Below are 873 nucleotides of genomic sequence, written 5' to 3' on the forward strand. Positions count from 1 at the left end.
TGCATGTAGTCCGCCTTGGCGCGCATCTGCGCATAGCCGCGGAATGCCTCGAACTCGGTCTTGGGCATACCGAGCGTCTTGAGCAGCAGGGCATAGGCATCGATATGAACCGTCTCCATGTTAGTGAAAGCGGCCATCATCATCTGGACGGTGAGTGGCTGGAAGATCGGAATGTACCGCTTGAAATAGTTGTCGCCGACTTCGATATCCGATTGAGTGAAAAAGCGGAAAATCTGGGTAAGCAGCGCACGCTCGCTGACCGTGACGCGATCCGACGCCCAGTCCCTGAGGTCGGCGCCGAGCGGCACCTCCTCGCCCATCCAGTGGGTCTGCTGCTGGCGCTTCCAGAACTCGTAAGCCCAGGCATAGCGATCGACGTCATAGCTGCCGGTCGAGTCAAGGAGCCCGACGCGCCCCTTGCCGATTAACGTGCGCGGATCGAAGCGCGACAGATCGATCACTGACATGCGAGGCACTCCTCATAGTCCGTGCGCTGCCGCCCCCGCTGCTGCGTCGGCGTTGCATCCTCGGCAATCTTGCCGGCGAACGCCGCGCGCGAGATAGACTTTGAGCGGCAGTAGTAGAGGCTTTTCAATCCACGCTTCCACGCTGTCCAGTGCAGCATGTGGAGGTGCCACTTATCGACGTCGGCCGGCAGATAGAGGTTGATCGACTGGCTCTGGCAAATCAACGCGGCGCGGTCGGCGGCAAGCTCGACGATCCAGCGCTGGTCGATCTCGAAGGCGGTGCGAAAGATCGCTTTCTCGTGCTCCGACAGGACGTCGAGATGGGCGACCGACCCCTCGTGCGCGATGATCGACTGCCAGGTCGCCGAGGTGTCGGCGCCTTTCGCGGCCAGCACCTTGGCGAGGT

1 protein-coding gene and 1 pseudogene are annotated in these 873 nt (G+C 61.5%); both read right to left on the bottom strand.

The genetic code is table 11. From position 1 onward, the window contains the following. Positions 1 to 467, bottom strand: a 467-nt coding sequence (locus tag ACM43_RS09605) for a ribonucleotide-diphosphate reductase subunit beta (protein WP_271539853.1), incomplete at its 3' end; no start/stop codon positions are given. Continuing rightward, positions 458 to 873: pseudogene (locus tag ACM43_RS09610) on the bottom strand (ribonucleoside-diphosphate reductase subunit alpha); the annotation flags it as partial. The gene ACM43_RS09605 and the pseudogene ACM43_RS09610, both read right to left, overlap by 10 nt.

Source organism: Bradyrhizobium sp. CCBAU 45321, assembly GCF_028128975.1.
GTDB classification, from domain to species: domain Bacteria; phylum Pseudomonadota; class Alphaproteobacteria; order Rhizobiales; family Xanthobacteraceae; genus Bradyrhizobium; species Bradyrhizobium yuanmingense.